General features: G+C 76.1%; 18 protein-coding genes. 9 read left to right on the forward strand and 9 right to left on the reverse strand.

From position 1 onward, the window contains the following. Window positions 1-26: 26 nt before the first annotated feature. Window positions 27-2,534, reverse strand: coding sequence for a helicase C-terminal domain-containing protein (locus tag ACFVFS_RS05225; protein WP_380620351.1), 2,508 nt, complete (start codon window positions 2,532-2,534; stop codon window positions 27-29). 197 nt (window positions 2,535-2,731) lie between these two features. Between ACFVFS_RS05225 and ACFVFS_RS05230 the strand changes: the two genes are divergently transcribed. Together ACFVFS_RS05230 and ACFVFS_RS05235 are read left to right on the forward strand one after the other, a co-directional pair. After that, complete coding sequence (locus tag ACFVFS_RS05230; RefSeq protein WP_380620353.1) at window positions 2,732-3,766, forward strand: hypothetical protein; 1,035 nt, start codon at window positions 2,732-2,734, stop codon at window positions 3,764-3,766. A gap of 161 nt (window positions 3,767-3,927) precedes the next feature. Continuing rightward, window positions 3,928-4,302 (forward strand): VOC family protein, encoded by a 375-nt coding sequence (locus tag ACFVFS_RS05235; protein ID WP_380620355.1) that lies wholly within the window; start codon window positions 3,928-3,930, stop codon window positions 4,300-4,302. On the opposite strand, the gene ACFVFS_RS05240 is transcribed toward ACFVFS_RS05235, so the two are convergent. The 4 genes from ACFVFS_RS05240 to ACFVFS_RS05255 form a co-directional block, all read right to left on the reverse strand. Beyond that, window positions 4,299-4,910, reverse strand: a complete 612-nt coding sequence (locus ACFVFS_RS05240) for a potassium channel family protein (protein WP_380620358.1) — start codon at window positions 4,908-4,910, stop codon at window positions 4,299-4,301. The two genes, ACFVFS_RS05235 and ACFVFS_RS05240, sit on opposite strands and share 4 nt — an antisense overlap. A gap of 203 nt (window positions 4,911-5,113) precedes the next feature. Next, window positions 5,114-5,413: a Sec-independent protein translocase subunit TatA gene (tatA, locus tag ACFVFS_RS05245; protein ID WP_380620361.1), complete on the reverse strand. Its 300-nt coding sequence runs from the start codon at window positions 5,411-5,413 to the stop codon at window positions 5,114-5,116. A gap of 335 nt (window positions 5,414-5,748) precedes the next feature. After that, a complete protein-coding gene (locus ACFVFS_RS05250; RefSeq protein ID WP_380620363.1) occupies window positions 5,749-6,387 on the reverse strand; it encodes a class I SAM-dependent methyltransferase in 639 nt (212 codons plus the stop codon). A gap of 166 nt (window positions 6,388-6,553) precedes the next feature. After that, window positions 6,554-8,101: an MFS transporter gene (locus tag ACFVFS_RS05255; protein ID WP_380620364.1), complete on the reverse strand. Its 1,548-nt coding sequence runs from the start codon at window positions 8,099-8,101 to the stop codon at window positions 6,554-6,556. Between the two features lie 109 nt (window positions 8,102-8,210). On the opposite strand from ACFVFS_RS05255, the gene ACFVFS_RS05260 reads away from it, so the two are divergent. Continuing rightward, window positions 8,211-8,819 (forward strand): TetR/AcrR family transcriptional regulator, encoded by a 609-nt coding sequence (locus ACFVFS_RS05260; protein WP_380620365.1) that lies wholly within the window; start codon window positions 8,211-8,213, stop codon window positions 8,817-8,819. Between the two features lie 30 nt (window positions 8,820-8,849). On the opposite strand, the gene ACFVFS_RS05265 is transcribed toward ACFVFS_RS05260, so the two are convergent. Continuing rightward, window positions 8,850-9,167 carry a cupin gene (locus ACFVFS_RS05265; protein ID WP_380620366.1) on the reverse strand — a complete coding sequence of 106 codons (318 nt, stop codon included), beginning with the start codon at window positions 9,165-9,167 and terminating at the stop codon, window positions 8,850-8,852. Between the two features lie 151 nt (window positions 9,168-9,318). On the opposite strand from ACFVFS_RS05265, the gene ACFVFS_RS05270 reads away from it, so the two are divergent. Beyond that, a complete protein-coding gene (locus ACFVFS_RS05270) occupies window positions 9,319-9,585 on the forward strand; it encodes a hypothetical protein (RefSeq protein ID WP_380620368.1) in 267 nt (88 codons plus the stop codon). A gap of 113 nt (window positions 9,586-9,698) precedes the next feature. Here ACFVFS_RS05270 and ACFVFS_RS05275 read toward each other — a convergent pair whose 3' ends face one another. Then, entirely contained in the window at window positions 9,699-10,856 is a 1,158-nt protein-coding gene (locus tag ACFVFS_RS05275; RefSeq protein WP_380620369.1) for an acyl-CoA dehydrogenase family protein, read from the reverse strand. A gap of 347 nt (window positions 10,857-11,203) precedes the next feature. On the opposite strand from ACFVFS_RS05275, the gene ACFVFS_RS05280 reads away from it, so the two are divergent. Then, window positions 11,204-12,343 (forward strand): TetR/AcrR family transcriptional regulator, encoded by a 1,140-nt coding sequence (locus ACFVFS_RS05280; protein ID WP_380620370.1) that lies wholly within the window; start codon window positions 11,204-11,206, stop codon window positions 12,341-12,343. Window positions 12,344-12,379: 36 nt separating this feature from the next. Here the strand turns inward: ACFVFS_RS05280 and ACFVFS_RS05285 are convergent, their stop codons facing one another. Continuing rightward, window positions 12,380-12,703, reverse strand: a complete 324-nt coding sequence (locus ACFVFS_RS05285; RefSeq protein ID WP_380620371.1) for a hypothetical protein — start codon at window positions 12,701-12,703, stop codon at window positions 12,380-12,382. Between the two features lie 266 nt (window positions 12,704-12,969). Here ACFVFS_RS05285 and ACFVFS_RS05290 point away from each other — a divergent pair, with 266 nt between their 5' ends. The 4 genes from ACFVFS_RS05290 to ACFVFS_RS05305 all read left to right on the forward strand — a co-directional run bounded on the left by ACFVFS_RS05290 (window position 12,970) and on the right by ACFVFS_RS05305 (window position 18,571). After that, window positions 12,970-13,689, forward strand: coding sequence for a DedA family protein (locus tag ACFVFS_RS05290; RefSeq protein ID WP_380620373.1), 720 nt, complete (start codon window positions 12,970-12,972; stop codon window positions 13,687-13,689). A 130-nt stretch (window positions 13,690-13,819) separates the two neighbouring features. Further along, a complete protein-coding gene (locus tag ACFVFS_RS05295) occupies window positions 13,820-15,667 on the forward strand; it encodes a threonine/serine exporter family protein (protein WP_380620375.1) in 1,848 nt (615 codons plus the stop codon). A gap of 69 nt (window positions 15,668-15,736) precedes the next feature. Continuing rightward, on the forward strand, window positions 15,737-16,840 hold the full coding sequence (locus ACFVFS_RS05300; protein ID WP_380620377.1) for a hypothetical protein: 1,104 nt from the start codon (window positions 15,737-15,739) through the stop codon (window positions 16,838-16,840). Between the two features lie 282 nt (window positions 16,841-17,122). After that, a complete protein-coding gene (locus ACFVFS_RS05305) occupies window positions 17,123-18,571 on the forward strand; it encodes a C40 family peptidase (protein WP_380620379.1) in 1,449 nt (482 codons plus the stop codon). Between the two features lie 91 nt (window positions 18,572-18,662). Here the strand turns inward: ACFVFS_RS05305 and ACFVFS_RS05310 are convergent, their stop codons facing one another. After that, window positions 18,663-19,229, reverse strand: coding sequence for a dihydrofolate reductase family protein (locus ACFVFS_RS05310; RefSeq protein WP_380620381.1), 567 nt, complete (start codon window positions 19,227-19,229; stop codon window positions 18,663-18,665). Window positions 19,230-19,246: the final 17 nt, after the last annotated feature.

Here is a 19,246-nt window from a genome sequence, read left to right on the forward strand (position 1 = left end):
ACTGAGGTCCCGGAGGCCCGGGGCCGCTACTCGTCGAGTTCGGCGACGCCGGTGATCCGGTGCAGCGCGAAGGTGCGCAGTTCGCCGTCGTGGTGGTCGAAGGCGGTGACGTAGCCGCCTTCGACCTTGACCGGGTCGATGATCCGCTGGCTGGCGAGGCCCTCCGCGTTGAGGTAGCCGATCCACATCCGCTCGCCGAGCAGGACCGCGGTCTGCAGCGCCGCGAGGGTCTCGGCGGCGGCGGTGCGCGGGAGTTGGCGCCCCGCCGGGACGCCGGGCTCGCGGCGGACGGCGGTGGCGGCCCGGTCGCCGGCCCGGATCGCCTTGACGGCGGCGGCGAGCAGGGTGTCGTCCGGCACGGGCGGGCCGTCCGGGACGGGCACCGGCGCCGCGCGCGGCGGGGTGCGGTGGCTGTCCGGGCGGGTGATCAGCACATCGCCCTCGGCGGACTCCGCGGCCGGCGCGTACCCCATGGCGCGCAGGCCCGCGAGCAGGACGTCGGGGGCGGCCTGGGCGGCCAGCACGGTGGGCGCGAGCAGCCGCAGCCGCAGGTCCGCGGAGCGGCGGTCGGCCAGGATCTCGTTCAGCAGCGCCGGGTCGTCGCAGCGCAGGTAGGACGAGGCGGCGCCGACCCGCAGCAGGCCGTGCCGGCGGGCGACGTCGTCGATCAGGTAGGCGAGCGGCTGCGGGACGGGTGTGCGGGAGTGCTGCGCCAGGAAGGCCCGCAGGTCGGCGGCGGTGCGTCCGGCGTCCAGCGCGCGGCGCACCGAGCCGGGGGTGAACCGGTAGACCGTCGCGCCGCCCTTGGACTCGATGTCGGCGCAGAGCGCGAGCGCCTGGGCGAGCGGGGTGAGCAGCGGGCCGGGGGCGATCGCGGTGAGGTCCGGCTGCAGGATGACGTGGTCGAGCGGCCTGGGCAGCAGCGGGTCGAGCACGGCGGCCGGGTCGTGCTCGGCGGTGAGCAGGGCCCGGGCCGGGGCGGCGAGCGCGCCGCGGCCGGTGACGCCGAGGAGCTCGGCCTCGGCGAGGGTCCAGGCGACCAGCTGGTCGCGCAGGTCGCCGCCGCCGTCGGGGGCGGCCGGACCGCCGCGCAGCGGGCGCTGCCAGCGCAGGGTGGGCAGCAGTTCCTCGGCGGTGGCCGGGGTGCCGGGCGGGAGTTCGGCGAGCAGGGCCAGGGCGGCGCGGCGGACGGACGGGGCGAGGGTGCGGTCCAGCTCCGGGCCGAGCGCGGCGCGCGGCCTGCCCTTGCCGTCGGCGGTGCCGGCGAGGGCCGCGACCCGGGTGGCGGCGAGCCAGGCGCGGGCCAGGACGGTCCAGCGCTCGGCGGTGTCCAGCCGCAGCCACTCGTCGTAGCCCGGGGTCGGCGCCCAGCGCTCGTCCGCCTCGCCGTCCGGGGCCAGCAGGCCCGCGGTGTGGGCGAGTTCGAGCCAGAAGGCGGCGATCGGCTCGGTGCCCTCCAGGGCCTGGGCGGTGCGCTTGAGGTCGCGCACGCCGAGGCCGCCGGCGCGCAGGGTGGGCGGTGGGGTGAGGCCCCAGAGGTCGAGCAGTTCCTCGACGGTCCGCACGGCGGTGTGCGCCTGCCCGGCGGCGGCGCCGTCCACCATCCGGGGGTCGCGCGGCGCGGCGGCGGGCGCCGGCTCGGGCGCGAGCGGCTCGACGGTGCGGTGCGCGCGGCCGCCCCGCAGGTGGAGGGCGAGTTCGCGGGGCAGCACGACGCTGCCCGGGCTGCTGGGCAGCAGCAGACCGCGGGCCAGCAGCCACTCGACCGGGCTCTGCGCGTCCTCGGCGGTGACCGGGCGGGTGGCGTCCGGGACGGTGCCGCTGGGCGGGCCCCAGACCAGCCGGTCGAGCAGCCGCAGGGCGGCTTCGGGGGCGGTGGCGAGCAGTTCCTCGCAGCGGGTGCGGTCGGTGAGCAGCGCGGTGAACGCGGCGACGGCGGAGACCGGGTCGGGCGTCGCGGGCTGCCCGGCGGAGGCCAGCAACTGCTGGAGGCGGGCCGGGGACATGCCGGTGCTGGCCTCGGCGAAGGTCGGGCCGAGACCGGTGCGGCCGGGGTTGGCGGCGGTCGGGGCGAGCGCCTCGCGGGCGGCGATGACCAGCCGCAGGCCGTTGTCCGGGCCCCAGAGCAGCGCGCGGTCGCGCAGGGTGGCCAGGGCGCGGGGGAGCGCGGAGGCGACGGCGGACCGGTCGGCGGCGCTCAGCGGGGTGGCGCCGGGGTGCGGCTTCACCTTGACCGGCCCGGCCAGCAGGGTGCGGACGGCGGTGGACGGGGAGCCGTCGGGGAGCGCGGCGAGGGCCTCGGCGGTCTGCAGGGTGAACCGGTCCAGCCGCTCCAGCGCGCGCAGGGCGGAGGCACGGGAGGAGAGCCGGGCGGTGAGCTGGGTGAGGTCGCCGGGCACGGGGTTGAGCAGGTCGGGGCGGGACCGGAGCAGGGCGGCGAGGTCGTCGTCGGGCCGGGCGCGGAGCTCCTCGGCGAGGGTGCGGGGGCCGGCGGCGGGCTTGGCCTGGCGTTGGGGGCCCTGCTGTGTGGTCATTCGACCTAGGTTAGTCGGGCGGCGGCCGGGCGGGAGGGTGCCGGCGGCGGCGCGACGGCCGCCGCGGTGGGGCGCGCCCGGGGGCGCTCCGGCTCGCGTGGCGGGGCGGCGGGTGGGTACCGTCACGGTCGGCGGGGCTGACGCCGCGTCCGGACGCGTGGCGGGTCCGGTTCGGTACGGGCAAGGCGGGGTGTGGGATGTCGGACGGCGAGTGGTGGCGCAAGCAGGGGCCCTGGAGCGAGCCGCCGGCCGCCCCCGGGCCGGCGGGCCGGGGCGGTGACGGGGACAGCGTGTACGCGCAGGAGCCGGCGCCCGCCGCGCCGCCGCGCCCGTCGGTGCCGCCGCGCCCCGCCGGACCTCCGTCCGCGCCGGCGTCCGCGCCGCCCTCCGGGCCGAAGGACGGCGCGCCCGGCGCGTTCCTGCCGCCGCCCACGCGCTCCCCTGGGCCGTCCGCCCGGTTGACGAAGCCCGGGCGGGACGGCGACTCGCCGTGGACGGCGAAGCCGGCCGAGGGCGCCCCCGCCGACCCCGAGGCGCTGCCGCCCGCGTACCGCGCCGTGAACACGGGCGACTGGGACTACGTGAGCATCGACTTCGGGGACGGCCCGGTCGTGTCCAACCGGCCGATCCCCGATCAGCGGACCGCCTCCGAGGACGGGAAGGGGCCCGGCGCGGAGGGCGAGGAGCCCGCGCCGGGCGGGGCCGCGGCCGCCGAGCCGCCCGCCGCCCCGAAGAAGAAGGGCCGGGCGGGGAAGGCCAAGGCGCGCCGGGGCCGGGCGGCCGAGGAGGGGGCCGCCCCCGCCGAGGGCGCCCCCGCGGCCCCCGACGCCTCCGCGCCGCCCGCCAAGGCCGGGGGGTCCGCCCGCCACCGCCCCTCACCGCTGCTGCTGCTCTCCGCCGCGGTGCTGATCGGCGGCGCCGTCACCGGACAGCTGATCGCCGTGCTGATCGGCTGGGCGCTCGGCTACGTCTCCCGCCACCTGTCCGACCTCGCCCGCAAGGTGGCCGTGTTCGGGATCCCGCTGATGACGATCAGCGGCAGTTCGCTCTGGGTCTGGGGCCGCGCCCAGGGCCGCTGGGGCACGGCCCTGAACCCCGGCGAGCAGGCCAACCAGGTGGTGTGGGAGTCCGCGCCGGGCGTGCTGCGGGTGGCGGCCGTGCTGTCGGCGGTCTTCCTGCTCCTGATGTCGCTGCGCCGGCGCGGCGGTGGAGCGGGCGGCGCGGGCGGGTAACTCCCCTCCGGCGGCGGGGAAGAGGGGGAGGCCGACCCGGTGGTGCCCGCCTGGACGGCGGGCGAGCCGGTCCGGTCCGGCCTGTCCGCGGCCCTGACCGGCGGCCTGACCGGCGGCCTGTCCGTTCCCTCCGTCCCGTCCCGTCCGGCACAATCGCCGGCATGCTGAGAATCGGTTCGGTGGTGCTCGGGGTGGCCGACGTCCGCCGCGCGGCGGCGTTCTGGGGCGAGGCCCTGGGGTACGTCCCCCGCGACGGCCTGGTCGAGGACGACTGGGTGGTGCTCGTCCCGGCGGACGGCGCCCCCGGGGTGCAGGTGGCGCTCGGCCGGAGCGCCACCCCGCCGCAGCCGCACCCGCGGGTCCACCTGGACCTCTACGCGGCGGACGCGGCCGACCAGGCGGCCGAGGTGGCGCGGCTGGTCGGCCTCGGCGCGCGGCGGGTCGACTGGGACCTCTACCCGCCGGACCCGGACTTCGTGGTCGTCGAGGACCCTGACGGCAACCGCTTCTGCGTGATCGACAGCAGCCGTTCCTAGCCCTTGCGGCGGCGCCGGCGCCGGACGTGGTGGTGCTCCTGCCCGTGCCCGTGGCCCTCGCGGTGGGCGCGGGTCTCCATGCCGCTGCGGACGGTCCGGCTCAGCGCGCCGGCCGCCGCCGCCAGGAAGACGAAGTTGTAGGCGATCTGCAGCAGCACCACCAGCCGCGGCCCCTGCCCGGACGCGGTGATGTCGCCGTAGCCGATGGTCGCCATCGTGACGACCGTGAAGTACAGCGAGTCGAGCCGGGTCTCCAGCCCGACGAACTCGCCCGGGTGGTCGGCCAGCACGTAGTAGGTGCCGGCGAAGACGGTCAGGGAGAGGCAGATCAGGAAGGCCAGCCACACCACCGGGTGACGGCCCGTGCCGCGGAAGGTGTCGATGATCCGGGCCACCAGCAGCCCGGTCAGCCCGGTCAGCACCACCCCGAAGAGCAGCCAGCTCAGCAGCGGGCGGTCCTGGCCCAGGACGCGCAGCGGCACGGTGAAGTAGCCGACCATCAGCAGGGTGAACGAGCCGAGCAGCAGGCCCCAGGCCCGCAGGTCGAGGTTCTCCCGGTGCGCGGACGGGGAGGCGGGCCGGGTCGCCGGCGGCTGCTGGCTGCTCATGCCGGTCAGCGCGCCCCGGCCGGCGCGCCGCCGGGCTCGTTGGTCGCCATGCCTCGACTCCGTTCCTCCTGTCGTGCACACCAGGAGACAACGGATCACAAGGGACGGCCAGTCGAGCCCGCGGGCGGGGCGGCCGAACAGCCGGACACGACGAAGCCCCCGCCGTGGGGCGGGGGCTTCGGCCGGATTCGCGCCGCCGGGTCTCAGGCGGTGGTGGTGGACCGCGGCTGCTCGGCGGCCTTGGTCACATTGGCCGGGTTCACGGCCTGGCGGGGCTGCTCGGCGGCCGGCTGCGCCGGGGCGGCGGTGCTCTGAGCGGTACCCTGGGCGGCGTCGGCGGCGGGGGTGTCGTCCTCGCGCATCGCCTTCGTCTCCGCCTTGAGGATCCGCATCGACTTGCCGAGGCCACGGGCCATCTCCGGCAGCTTCTTCGACCCGAACAGCAGGATCACGACAGCCAGCACCACGAGCACGTGCCAGGGCTCAAGACCGTTACGCAGCATCCCTGGCCACCGGTCCCTTCTCGTCTAGAGTCATACGTCACAGTTGGGCAAAGCGCCCGTCCTGGCCAGTATGCCTGCCCGTGGCGGCGAACGTATACACCGGCCGGGAAACGCTGGTCAAAAACCAGATGTTGCGGGGGCGGCCGGGGGCCCGCCCCGCAGGGCCCGCCGGGAGCACCCGCATCATCCGAGGTCAGACCGCTTCCCGGCGGCCCCGGGCGCCGGCCGGGCCGCGCCGCCGCCCGGCTCCCCGTCCGACCGCACCCCCGCGGACCACCCCTCTTCGAGCCACCCCGCCCCCGCGTTTTGGCCGGTTCCGCACGCCGCGCGGGGGGTCAGTCCCGGCGGGCGACCAGGTAGCCGCGACGCGTCTGCGCCTCCTGCGGGTAGGGGCCGCGCTCCAGCCGGGCCGTCACGGTGAACCCGGCCGAGGCCAGCAGCCCGGCGACGGCCTCCGTCTCCAGGAAGTGGAAGTCCACGTCCACCCGGTGGCCCCACCACTCGTCCAACCGCCGGACCCCGGTGCCGAGGTGGAAGGCCACCAGCAGCACGCCGCCCGGCCGCAGGACCCGCCGCATCTCCTCGAAGGCCGGCCGCAGCTCCTCCGGTTCCAGGTGGATCACCGAGTAGAGCGCCACCGCGGCGGCGAACTCGCCGTCCGCGGCGGGCAGTCCCAGCAGGTCCCCGACCCGGAACTCCGCTGCGTGGTGGTCGCGCCGGGCGACCGCCACCATCGCCGGCGAGAGGTCCACGCCGACCGCGGCGACCCCCTGCCCGGCCAGCCACCCCGTCACGTGCCCGGGCCCGCACCCCAGATCCGCCACCGTCCCCCCGGCGGCCTCCTCGACCACCACTCCCAGCAGGGCCCGGTCCATCACCTTGAACCCCAGTTCGTCCCCCACCCGCTCCCGGTACTCCTCCGCCACCGCGTCGTAACTCCCGCGCACCCGCTCGTGGTTCACCTCGTTGGTCATCCCCGAAGCCTGGCACGGCGCCCCGTCGGCCGCGGCCGCGCGGGGTCGCGCGGCCGCGCCGGGCCGCCCGCCCGCCGGGATGCGGCTCCGGGAACGCGGCAGCCCCCGGCCGGGTGGGGGCGGGGGCTGCGATGACGCGCGGCGGGGGATCGGCGGTGGGGCGGGGTCAGGCGGCGGCCGGCTCGGGGGTGGGGGCCGGGGTGCTGGCGGGGAGGTGGCGCAGGAGGCGGTAGGCGAGGAGGGAGGCGCCGACCGCGAGGACGAGGCCGACCACGGCGGCGACGTGCAGGCCGTCGGTGAACGCGGTGCGGGCGGTGGTGAGGAGTTCGCCGCCGAGCCGGCCGGGCAGCTGGGCGGCGACGGTGACCGCGCCGCCGAGGGTGTCCTGCGCGGCGTGGGCGGCCTCGCCCTCCACACCGGCCGGGAGGCCGCCGTCCAGCCGGGAGCGGTAGACCGCGGCGCCGGCCGCGCCGAGCAGCGCGATGCCGAGGGAGCTGCCGAGCTCGACGGCCGTCTCGGAGGTGGCGGAGGCGACGCCCGCCCGCTCGGCGGGGGCGGCCGAGACGACCATCTCGGCGGTCAGGGTCATGGTGCCGACGGTGCCGGCGGCCAGCACGCCCGCCGCGGTGAGGATGAGCGCCAGCGGGGAGTCCGCGCCGACCTGGGTCATCAGCGCGAAGCCGACCGCGCCGATCAGGAAGCCGCTCGCCATCATCACCGCCGGGCGGACCTTCCCGGCGAGCGCCGAGCTGATGCCGACGGCCGCGCCGACGCCCACGCTGGGGACGAGCGACCAGAGCGCGGCGGTGAGCGGGCTCATGCCCTTGACCAGCTGCAGGTACTGCGAGGTGAAGAGGGTGAAGCCCATCATCGCGAACATCGCCACGGTGTTGACGCTGATCGCCCCGCTGAAGGCGCGGATCCGGAACAGGCCGAGGTCGAGCAGCGGGTGGGCGGCGGTGCGCTGCCGCCAGTAGAACGCGCCGCCGAAGAGCAGGCCGACCGGGACGGCGATCGCGGCGAGCGGGTCCCAGCCGTCCACCGCGAGCGTCTTGACCCCGTAGACGAAGGGCAGCACGGCGGCCAGCGAGAGGGCGGCACCCGGCAGGTCGAAGCTGCCGCGCTGCGGGGAGCGGTACTCGGGCAGCAGCACCGGGGCGGTGAGCAGGACCAGGACCATCACCGGGATGGCGAGCAGGAAGACCGAGCCCCACCAGAAGTGGTCGAGCAGCAGTCCGCCGGCCACCGGTCCGAGGGTGGCGCCGGCGGTGAGGATGCCGCCCCAGGCGCCGAGCGCGATCTGGCGCTGCTTGGGCTCGTGGAACATGTTGCGGATCAGCGCGAGGGTCGAGGGCATCACGGTGGCCCCGGCGGCGCCCAGCAGGGCCCGGGCGGCGATCAGCTGGCCCGCGCCGTCCGCGTAGGCGGCGAGCAGCGAGGCGCCGGTGAAGCCGACGGCGCCGATCATCAGCAGCAGCCGGCGGCCGATCCGGTCACCCAGCGCGCCCATCGTGATCAGCAGCCCGGCGAGCAGGAACGAGTACATGTCCATGATCCACAGCTGTTCGGTGCCGCTCGGCGCCAGCGTGGTGGAGATGTAGGGGACGGCGAAGAAGAGCACGCCCATGTCCATGGTGAGGACGAGGGTCGGGAGCAACAGGACGGCGAGGCCGATCCATTCGCGACGGCCTGCGCGGCCTGTGGTGGCGGTCATGGGAAAGACGGTACGGATGTGTCAGACGATTGTCTAGTACGAGCGTCTAAATCATGCGTGCCAGACGGGTGTGCAAGACATCCGTCTTGATCGGACGTAGCATTCGGGCATGGGAAATCGAGAGGACCTCATGGCCGGCGCCAAGCGCTGCCTGATCGAGAAGGGCTACGGGCGGACCACCGCCCGGGACGTCGCCACCGCCTCCGGCGTGAGCCTGGCGGCCATCGGCTACCACTTCGGCTCCAAGGAGGCGCTGCTCAACGCGGCGCTGATCGAGGCGACCGGGGAGTGGGGCGCGATGGTGGGGGCCGTGGTGGCGAAGGCCAACGAGGCGTCCGACGACCCGGAGGAACGGTTCGTCGCCGTGTGGGACGGCGTGCGGGACACCATCGCCGAGCACCGCGGCCTCTGGGTCGCGCAGTTCGAGGCGATGGTGCAGGTGGAGCGGGCGCCCGAGCTGCGGGAGGCGCTGGCCGGAGCCCAGAAGGACGGCCGGCTCGGACTGGCGGCCGTGTTCCAGGGGCTCGCCGAGGTGTCGGACACCGAGGAGGAGCTGGCCCGCGGCACCTTCTACCAGGCACTGCTGGTGGGCCTGGCCGGGCAGTGGCTCGCCGCGCCCGAGATGGCGCCGGGCGGGCGGGACCTGCTGCGCGGGCTGGAGATGGTCGGCGGCGCGCTGCTGAAGCCCGCGGGGGCCTGGCACGGTCCCGCGTCCTGAGCCCGCCCGGCGACCGCCGGGGGGCGGGACTCAGGCGGTGACGGCCGTCAGCAGCACCACCGAGTCGATGTGGGCCAGCAGGCCGTGCCGCTCCTGCGGGACGGCCTGCAACTGCCCCGTCGAGAGCTCCTCGCGCCGCCCGGCGATGGTGAGCGAGACCCGCCCGCGCAGCACCTGGACGCTGGCGGCGGCCGGGGCGTTGTGCTCGTCGAGCGAGGTGCCCGCGGTCAGCGCGATCACCGTCTGCCGCAGCACCCCGTCGTGCAGCACCAGATGGGCGCTGCGGCCGTGCGGGCTCTCGGCCGCCAGGGCCGCGTGCTCCGCGACGAGCTGTTCGAGATCGACCATCGCGCGTCCTCCTGCCGTCCGGTGCCGTCCTGCTGCGCGGGCGCTCCTGCGGCCCAGCGTCCCGGACGCGCCCCGCGCCCGCACGCCGAGCCGGGTCGCGGGCGGGTGCGCTCGGCGTGCGGAGGCGGCCGACTGCCCCCATCGTGGAGGCATGGCGACCAACGAGCGTTCTTTCAGCGGGTTCCAGGTCAACCGCTCGCTGCTGGCCGGCGGGGCGGTGCTGACCGGCATCGGCGCGCTGTTCGGCACGGCGGGTGCGGTGATGGTGTGCGCGGCGCTGGCCACGGCCGGCCGAGCCTGGGTGCGGGGACTGGACACCCCGCCGACCGCCATGGCCCAGCGGGCCCTGCACGAGGCCAAGGTGGCGTCCTCGGCCGGCTGGGACGCCTGGCGTGCGGAGCACCACTCGCCCAACTGAGAGCGGAGCCCCGGCCGTTCACCCGCCCGACTCCGCCGGCCGGGTGAACGCGGTGCGGGTGCCGCGCCCGGCCGAGGCCCGAGCGGCCCGGTTTACAGCCCGAGCGGCCCGGCCTACAGCCCGAGCGACTTGGCGACGATGCTGCGCATGACCTCGCTGGTGCCGCCGTAGATCCGGAACACCCGGTTGTCGGTGTAGAGCCGGGCGATCGGGTACTCCAGGATGTAGCCGTAACCGCCGTGCAGCTGAAGGCACTTGTCGATCACGCCGGACGCCGACTCGGTGCAGAACAGCTTGGCGGCCGCCGCGTCCGCCACCGTGAGCCCGCCGCTCTGGTACAGCTCCAGCGCGCGGTCCACCATCGACTGCTGCGCCACCACCTGGGCCTCGCAGTCGGCCAGCGTGAACTTGGTGTTCTGGAACTCGGCGACCGCCTTGCCGAACACCTTGCGGTCCTTGACGTACTGCACCGCGAACCGCACCGCCGCGGCGGAGGCCGCGTACGCCCCGACCGCGATCGCCAGCCGCTCCTGCACCAGGTTGTGGGTCAGGTACGCGAACGCCCGGCCCTCCTCGCCGAGCAGGTTCTCCACCGGCACCTTGACGTCCGAGAAGGCCAGCTCGGCGGTGTCCGAGGTGCGCAGGCCGATCTTCTGCAGCTTGCGGCCGACGCTGTAGCCGGGGGAGGAGGTGTCCACACAGAGGATGGAGAGCCCGGCCCGGCGGTTCTCCGGGTCGTACGGCGCGGTGCGGCAGACCACCAGGACGAGGTCGGCGAGGACGCCGCCGGTGATGAAGGTCTTGGCGCCGTTGAGGACGTAGTGGGTGCCGTCCTCGGAGAGCCGCGCGGTGGTCGAGATGCCGGCGAGGTCGGAGCCGGCGCCCGGCTCGGTCATCGCGATCGCGGTCATCAGGTCGCCGGAGACGAAGCCGGGCAGCCAGCGCCGCTTCTGCTCCTCGGTCGCGTACTCCAGCAGGTAGGGCAGCACCAGGCCGGTGTGCACCCCGGAGGAGCCGAAGCCGACGCCGGCCCGCGCCGTCTCCTCGGCGATCACCGCCTGGTACTTGAAGCCGCTCTCGCCCGCGCCGCCGTACTCCTCGGGCACCTCGATGCCGAAGACGCCGAGCGCGCCGAGCCGGCGGTAGAAGTCCCGCGGCGGGTGGCCCTCGGCCTCCCAGTCCTCGTAGACGGGGACGACCTCGTTGGCGATGAAGTCCCGGATGGTCTCCCGGAAGGCCTCGTGGTCCTCGGTGAACACGGTGCGGCGCACGGCGGCGCCTCCCTTCGGCGGTGCCCGGCGTTCGGTGCTGCCCGGCGTTCGGCGGAGTCCGGCGTGGCGGGCCCGGACGGCCCCGCCGATCGCCCCACAAGTTAATCCCCGGTAGCTTCGGCTGTCCAGGGTCGGGGGAGCGGCGTCCGTGCTGCTGCGAGCGGCCCTGCGGCCGGTCCGACGGGCCCTCAAGTGAACGCCTGCTAGCCTGCCGGGCGGCCTTCGAACGGCTGTCCGGCTGTCCGGCTGCCCGGCGGGGCGAGGGGGCGGAGCCGGTACGGGGAGGGGCTGGCGTCATGGTGGTGCGGCGGCCGCCCGCGGCGGTCCGGCGGGCGAGGATCCTGGCCGTGGCCGCCGAACGCTTCCACCGCGGCGGCTACCACCGGGTCTCGATGGCGGAGGTCGCCGCCGGCGTCGGCATCACCGCGCCCGCGCTCTACCGGCACTTCCGGAGCAAGGCCGAACTGCTCGACCGCACCGTCCGGGTGGGCCTGGACGCGCTGGCGGACGGCGTGCGCGCCGCCGGCTCGACGGCCGGACTCGCCGCCGCGCTGGCCGCCGTCGCGGTCGCCCACCGCCCCCTGGGCACCCTGGTGCAGCGCGACGCCCGGCTGCTGCCACCGGCGCGGCGGGCGGCCCTGCGCCGAGAACTGCGCGCCGTCGTCCGCCGGATGGCGGCCGTGCTGCGCGCCGAACGCCCCGGACTCACCGCCGCGGACGCCGAGTTGCTCTGCCGGTCGGCGCTCTCGGCGGGTGCCGGGCTCTCCCGCCTCTCCGCCGCCCCGCCGCCGCGCCGGGCCGAGCGGCTGCTCCGCGAGCTGCTCACGGCGCTGCTCGCCGTCCGCCTCGACGGCGCCGGCCCCCGCCTCGGCCCCGCTTTCGTGCCCGCGCCCGACCCCGGCCCCGCGCCGGGCGGACCGTCCCGCCGGGAGGACCTGCTGGCCGCGGCCGTGCGGCTGTTCCACCGGGAGGGTTTCGAGAACGTCGGCACCGACCGCCTCGGCGCCGCCGTGGGGATCTCCGGGCCCAGTGTCTACCGGCACTTCGACAGCAAGGCCCGCCTGCTGGCGGCGGTCCTGGCGCGCGGCCGGGAACGGCTCCGGCGCGAGGTCGGCGGCGCGATCACCGGGACCCCGGGCGGGCCGGAACGGGCGCTGGCGGCGGGCCTGGCCGCGTACGTGGCCTTCGCCCTGCGCGACGGCGGCCACCTCGGGCTGACGCTGAGTGAGACGGAGCGGCTGGAGCCGCCGGACCGCCGGGCCGCGGTGGACTTCCGGCGGGAGTTCCTGCGCGTCTGGGTCGACCTGCTCCTGCGGATGCGGCCGGAGGAGGACACGACGGCCGCCCGGATCCGGGTGCACGCGCTGTTCTCGCTGGTCGACGACGGGGTGCGGAACGGTCCGCGCGACGGACGACCGGATCTCGGCGACGGGCTGCTGCGGCTCGGCCGGGTGGTGCTGGGCCTCCCTCAGTCGGACCCCCGCTGACCCGGCCGACGAGGTCGGCCGGGTCCGGCGCGCCGCTCAGCGTCCGCGCTGCGGGGCGGCCGGGGCGGCCGGGACGGGGAGCTCGCCGTTGCCCTGCAGGACGCCGATGCTGCCGGTGTTCCCGGCCGCGGCGAGGGTGTTGCCCTGGTTGCCGGCGCCGGAGCCGAGGGCGGTCTGCTGAGCGCCGGCGAGGTTGCCGAGCACGTTGCCGACGACGTTGCCGGAGCCGGTGTTGCTCACCACGCCGCTGTTGGACTGGTGGTCCGCGCCGGCGGTGTCGTCGGCGCGGGCGGCGCCGGCGCCCGCGAGCAGGAAGGCTCCGAGGACGGTGACGGCGGCGGCTGCGCGGATACGGGACACGGTGGTCTCCCCGGGGGTGGAGTGCGAAAGGGCGGCGGCTGCCGGAGTGGCCGCTCCGCGGCGCCGTGGCCCGGCGCCGCCCGCCCAGGATTCACCGGGGTCCCGGAGGAACTCCACCGAAGGGAGGGGGATTCGCCCGATGGTGTTATCCGGATGATGGTCGGACTGCGGCCCGTAGCAGGGCCGTTCGATGCGCCCTTGGTGAATGCTTTACTGTTTCATTGCCAAGAGTCGACCTATCCTTCAGGCCCTCAGGAGTCCGCCCCGTGACCAGCCTCGCCCTCGGCCCGTCCTGGCTCGATCCGACCCACCTGATCTCCACCTTCGGGCTGATCGGCATCCTCGCCATCGTGTTCGCCGAGTCCGGCCTGCTGATCGGCTTCTTCCTCCCCGGTGACTCGCTCCTCTTCACCACCGGCCTGCTGGTGGCCGGCGGCACCTACCTGGACCAGCCGCTCTGGCTGGTCTGCGCGCTGATCGTGCTCGCGGCGGTGGCCGGCGACCAGGTCGGCTACCTGTTCGGACGGAAGGTCGGTCCGAGCCTGTTCCGGCGCCCCGACTCCCGGCTGTTCAAGCAGGAGAACGTGGAGAAGGCGGCGGCCTTCTTCGACCGGCACGGGCCGAAGGCGATCGTGCTGGCCCGCTTCGTGCCGATCGTCCGCACCTTCACCCCGATCGTCGCCGGGGTGAGCAGGATGAACTACCGGGTCTTCGTCCTCTTCAACGTGGTCGGCGGCGTGCTGTGGGGCGCCGGCGTCACGGTGCTCGGATACTTCCTCGGGCAGATCCCGTTCGTCCGGGACAACATCGAGGCGATCCTGATCGGCATCGTGCTGGTCTCGGTGATCCCGGTGGCCGTCGAACTGCTCCGCGCGCGCCGCTCCGGCCGGGCCGCCCCGGCCGGGAGCGCTTCCGCCGAGGCCGGCGCCGTCCGGGCCGACGCCGCCGCGACCCCGGCCGCCGGCGGCCGCCACCGCGCCGGGTAGGCGTCCGGGGGCGCCCGCGCCCGCCGCCGCGTACATGTGCGTCCGGCAGTTCGATCAGGCAAGGTGTATCCGGAGATCGAACGGCGGCCCGGGGGACCGGCACCGCCAGGGGCGGCAAGGAGCGGAAGAAGTGCCGAAGCGGGGCCGACCGGGCGGCGGCAAGAGGGCCAGGGGCGGCCGGGGCGGCCGTCCGCAGCGGCAGGCCCGCCCGGCCGCCGGTGCGCAGCCGCTCCACCCCTCCGAGGCGCCGCCCACCGAGGGGCTGCTCGGGCACCCCGCCCCGGTCACCGAGCCGACCGTGGAGATCCCGCTCGCCCCGCCCGTCCCCGAGACCAAGGGCCTGCTGGCCCCGGAGCCCGAGCCGGCCGCCCCGGCCGGGACCCCGGAGCCGTCGGCGCCCGCCGGGCCGCGGGAGGCCGCCGGCGAGCCGCTCGCCCCGGTGTACCGACGCCGCCCGGTGGCCGAGGACACCCTCACCCCCGAGGAGTGGCGGGCCGCCGGCTACACCCCGCCGACCGGCATCCCGCTCGGCGCCCTGAGCCCCGGCGCTCCCGGCGAGGCGCCCTGGCCGGACCGGATGCGCACCCTGCTGCGCACCCCGATGTCCGAGCGCCCCGCCTTCGAGCGGACCGCCCGCGAGCTGCACCCCGCGGCCGCCGCCGCCCGCAACGTGCCGCGCATCCTCGACCTCACCCTGCGCATCGGCGAGCTGCTGCTGGCCAGCGGCGAGGCCGCCGAGGACGTCGAGGCGGCCATGCTCGGCATCGCGCACGCCTACCGGCTGGACCGCTGCGAACCGCAGGTCACCTTCACCCTGATCGGCATCTCGCACCAGCCCTCGCTGGTCGAGCCGCCGATCACCGCCGACCGGGTGGTGCGCCGCCGGACCTCCGACTACACCCGGCTGAACGCGGTGTACGAGCTGGTCGCGGACATCACCGCCGAGCAGGTCAGCGTCAACGACGCCTACCGCCGGCTCGCGGTGATCCGCCGCAACCGGCACCCGTACGCGGCCTGGCTGCTCGCGCTGAACACCGGCCTGCTGGCCGGTGCGGCGACCTTCCTGGTCGGCGGGAAGATCGACGACAAGGCCTGGCTGGTCTTCCTCAGCGCCTTCGTCGCCGCCGTCCTGGGCGACCGGCTGGCCTCGCTGATCGCCCGCCGCGGGCTGCCGGAGTTCTACCAGTTCGTGCTGGCCGCGATGCCGGCCGCGGCCTCCGGCATCGTGCTCTCCTTCAACGACCTGGGCCTGCGCGGCTCCGTGGTGATCACGGGTGGACTGTTCGCGCTGCTGCCCGGACGCGCCCTGGTCGCCGCCGTGCAGGACGGCCTGACCGGCTTCTACATCACCGCCGCGGCCCGGCTGCTGGAGGTGATCTACCTGGTGGCGGGCATCGTCATCGGCGTGATGCTGATCCTCTACCTGGGCGTCGGCTTCGAGGCGAAGCTGCGGCCGGACGAGTCGCTGGTCGGCAACAACTACCCGCCGGTCCAGATGGCGGCGGCGATGGTGCTGACCCTCGCCTTCGCGATGCTGCTGCAGACCGACCGCCGCTCGCTGGCCCTGGTCACCCTCAACAGCGGCATCGGCTGGGCCAGCTACGGCGTGCTGGCCTACAACGCCGGGATCTCGCCGATCGTCGCGACCGGCGTGGCGGCCGGACTGGTCGGCCTCTTCGGCCAGCTGATGGCGCGCTACCGCAACGGGTCCGCGCTGCCGTACGTCACCGCCGCGATCGGGCCGCTGATGCCGGGTTCGGCGCTCTACCTCGGGATGCTCTCGTTCGCCCAGGGCCACCCCAGCGGGGGCCTGGTCCAGATCACCCGGGCCGCCGCGATCGCCATGGCGCTGGCCATCGGCGTGAACCTAGGCGGCGAGATCGCCCGGCTCTTCATGAAGCTCCCGGTCGGGGTCGAGCGCCCCTCGCTCGCCCCAGTGATCCCCCGCCGGGCCGCCAAGCGCACCCGCGGCTTCTGACGCCGGCCGTTGGCCCCCGGGCCATGTCGCGGCAGACCGCACGCAGTACCAGGAACGAAGGTAAGACGCATGACCACACTGCTGGACGGCTACCGCGACCACATCGTCGCCGCGCACAAGCAACCGCTGTTCCTGCTGCTGGTCGGGTTCATCACCTCCTTCGTCTTCATCCGGTTCAGCGTGCGGATGATCAGGGCCCAGGTGCGCTGGTGGCCCGGCAACGTGACGCCCGGCGGGCTGCACATCCACCACATGGTCTTCGGGCTGGGCTTCCTGCTGGCCGGCGGCATCGGGGTGTTCGCGACCTACGGCGGGCACCCGTGGATCGACGTCTTCGGGCTGCTCTTCGGCATCGGCTGCGGCCTGGTGCTGGACGAGTTCGCGCTGATCCTGCACCTGGACGACGTCTACTGGAGCGAGCAGGGCCGCAAGTCGGTGGACGCGGTGATCTTCGGCATCCTCTTCACCGGCCTGCTGCTCGTCGGGTACGTCCCGCTCGGCGCCGAGCCCACCGGGGAGACCAGGTGGGGGCTGGTCACCGTCATCTCGGTGAACGCGCTGGCGATGATCGTCACCCTGCTCAAGGGCAAGGTGTGGACCGGGCTGCTCGGCATCATGGTGCCAGGCCTCTCCTGGGTCGGCGCGATCCGGCTGGCCCGCCCGAGCAGCCCCTGGGCACGCTGGCGGTACGCCGCGAGCCCGCGCCTGCGGGCCCGGGCGCTCCGGCGCGAGCGCCGTCTGCACCGGCGCGCGGACCGGGCCCGGACCTGGCTCTTCGACCTGATCGCCGGGGCGCCCGACAAGGTCCCGGCGAACCATCCGGCCGCCCACCGGGTGGCCGAGCGGATGGCCGCCCGGGCCACCGCCCACCTGGACGCGCACGCCGCCCGGGCGCTGGCCCGGCGGTCCGCCCGGCTGGCCGACCGCCGCTCGGCGGCGGGTGCTGCCGTGGAGCACCCGTCGGGGAGCCACCGCGGTGTCGCCGCGGCCGGCGGCCCGGGTGGGTACGACGGGCCGGCCGACCGGGCGGGGCGGCACGGCCGCTCCCAGCAGCGGCGGCGGGCGGTCCGCGCCGGGCGCAGCCGGACGTACGCCGTCGGGTCGGCCGGCCAGGCGCCCCGGGAGGGACGGCATCGCTGGCTGCGGCCGCGCACCCGCAGGATGAGCCGCTAGCCCGGCCGCTCCGGAGGCCTGACCGCCCGGAGGCCGTCCGCTCCAGGTGCGGTCCGATCATCGGATCGACACCCGGTCGGCGGCGCGGGCTTGAGGGGGGAAAGCGGTCCGGCTTGAGAACATGGCGGTCAGTGACCGTCTTGTCACGGAATGGGAGGCTTCGCTGGGCCGCCGGGTCACCGGCGGCGGCGGGCACCGGCCGGTGCCGTCGTCACCCCGGTCCTGCGGCGGTGCGCGCGTGCGGCCGCTCCACTCCCTCGTGACCGTTCGAAGGGGTGAACCGTGGCGCGCAGGCTCCTGCCGACCCTCCTGTTGTCCCTCACCGCCCTGATCGGACTGCTCCCCGCCGCGGCCGCCGCCCCGGCGGAGCCCGGGCCGTCCGCCCCCGCCGGGCCGCCCGGTCCGTCGTCGGCCCCCGGTCCGTCCGGGGCCCCCGCCGGACCGGGGGAGCAGGCCTTCCCCTCCGCCGAGGAGATCGACCGGGCCCGGGCCGAGGCCGACCGCCGGGCCGGTACCGTCACCGCCATCGAGGCCGCGCTCACCGAGGCCGAGGCCGAGGTCGACCGGGCCGCCCGGACCGCCGAACAGGCCGTCGAGGCCTACAACGGCGCCCAGCTCGCCCTCAGCCGGGCCCGTACCGAGGAGACCGCCGCCGTCACCCGGGCGGCCGTCGCCGAGACCGAGCGGTCCGAGGCCGCCGAGGAGGCCGCCGCCCTGGCCGCCGAGACGTACCGGCAGGGCGCCGGCGCCGAACTCTCCGCGATCAACGCGCTGCTCGGCGCGCACGGCCCGCGCGAGGCCGGGGACCGGGCCGCGGTGATCGGGGTCGCCAGCGACCGCACCCGGCAGATCCTCGACGCGGCGGTCTCCACGGCCGCCGGGGCGGCCCGGGCCTCCGCCGCCGCGCGCACCGCGACCGGGGCCGCCGAACGCGCCGCCGCCGCGGTCGGTGCCGCCCGGGCCGGCGCCGAGGCCCGGCTGGCGGACCAGCGGTACCAGGTCGCGGCCACCGGCCTGCGGCGCGAGCAGCTGCTCGCCGAGCTGGCCGCCGCCCGGAACACCACCGTCGAGCTGGAGCGGCAGCGGCGCGAGGCGCTGGAGGCGATCGCCGCCCGGGAGGCCGAGGCCGCCGCCCGCGCGGCCGCCGAGAAGGCCGCCGCCGAGCGCGAGGCCGCGGAGCGGGCCGCCGCCGAACAGGCCGCGGCGGAGCAGGCCGCCCGGGAGGCCGAGGCCAGGGCCGCCGCCGAACGGGCGGCCTCCGAAGCCGCCGAGAAGGCCGCCGCCGAGAAAGCGGCCGCCGATGCCGCGCGGACGCCCCCGCCGGCCGGCTCCGCCGCCGCACCCCCGCCGCCGCGCTCCTGGTCGGCCGAGGGGGCGGCGGCCGCCATCGCCTTCGCCCGCACCCGGATCGGCCTGCCCTACGTGTGGGGCGGCGAGGGCCCGGGCGGCTACGACTGCTCCGGGCTGACCATGATGGCGTGGCGCGAGGGCGGCAAGCGGCTCAACCACTTCGCCGCCGACCAGTACGCCCAGTCCACCCCGGTCGGCTACCGCCAGCTCCGTCCCGGCGACCTGGTCTTCTGGAGCACCACCGGCCGGGCCGCCGACATCCACCACGTCGGCCTCTACATCGGCGACGACCAGATGATCGAGGCCCCCCGGGCCGGCATGCCGATCAAGCAGGCCAGCCTCTGGATCATGGGCACCCCGGACTTCTTCGCCCGGCCCTGACGCCGGCCCCGGCCCCGACCTCGTGCGGGGCCCCGGACCCCGCGGCCGCACCTCACGGGCGACGGCCGGCCGCGGGGCGGCGGGGCGCCGCTCAGCGCCTCGTCCCGTACCGGGTCAGGACCACGCCGCCGGGAAGCGTCCGCGCCTCCACCAGGTCCAGGCCGACCCAGCCGTCCAGCGCGGTGAAGAACGGAGTGCCGCCGCCCACCAGGACCGGATGGGTGGCGATCACGTACTCGTCGATCAGCCCGGCGCGCATGGCCGCCCCGGCGAGCGTCGCGCCGCCGATGTGCATCGGGTCGCCGTCCCCGGCCTTGAGCCGGGTGATCTCGGCGACCGCGTCGCCGGTGACCAGCCGGGTGTTCCAGTCGACCCGGTCGATCGTCGAGGAGAACACCACCTTCGGCGTGTCCCGCCAGTTCCGCGCGAACTCGATCTCCGCCGGAGTGGCGTCGGGCCGCCGGTCGCCGGTCGGCCAGTAGGAGCTCATCGTCTCCCACAGCTTGCGCCCGTACAGCGACAGGCCGCCCGCCCGCTCGTGGTCGAGCCACCACTGGAACAGCTCGGGGCTCGGCGGTCCGCTCCAGCCGATGTCGTCACCGGCCGCGGCGATGTAGCCGTCCAGGGTCAGGTTCATGCCGTAGATCAGTTTCCGCATGGCCCGGCCTTCCGTGC

This window comes from Kitasatospora sp. NPDC057692 (genome assembly GCF_042799475.1).
Taxonomy (GTDB): Bacteria; Actinomycetota; Actinomycetes; order Streptomycetales; family Streptomycetaceae; genus Kitasatospora.